The 412-nt window shown below is 72.8% G+C and carries 1 protein-coding gene; it reads right to left on the minus strand.

Annotated elements, in window-relative coordinates:
- On the minus strand, positions 1 to 412 hold a 412-nt coding region (locus I6F37_RS42210; protein ID WP_225154705.1), incomplete at both ends, for a hypothetical protein.

The raw sequence follows: 412 nt of genomic DNA on the forward strand, positions 1-412 counted from the left end.
CCGGGGAGCGGTGCGCCGAGCCGCGCGCGCACGCGTGGCTTCTTGCGACCGAGCACGCGCGCCTCGCGTTGCTGGTGGCCGTAGAACTTCTTCTCCGCGCGCCGCGCTTGCTTCGCGGTGCGCAGGTAGCGCGAGAGCTCGCCGTTGTCGATCCACGTGCGCGGGATCGCGGACGACGGATCGTCGGGAGGCGCCCACAGAACGTGCGCGAGCCACGGCGCGAGATCCTGCGGCAACGGCGCACTGCCCGCGTGTACGAGGCCACTCCAGTTCCAGCACACCGGGCGCGGCATGCCCGCGGCATCGCGCACGAGCGGGAGCTCCGAGAGCGCACGCAGCGGCGGCTTGATCTCTCGCGCGCGCAGCGCCCAGTCGTCGCCGCCGATCACGGAGGCGAGCAGATGAATGGCCG

Origin of the sequence: Bradyrhizobium sp. NBAIM08, from assembly GCF_020193935.1 — a bacterium.
Classification (GTDB): domain Bacteria; phylum Pseudomonadota; class Alphaproteobacteria; order Rhizobiales; family Xanthobacteraceae; genus Bradyrhizobium; species Bradyrhizobium yuanmingense.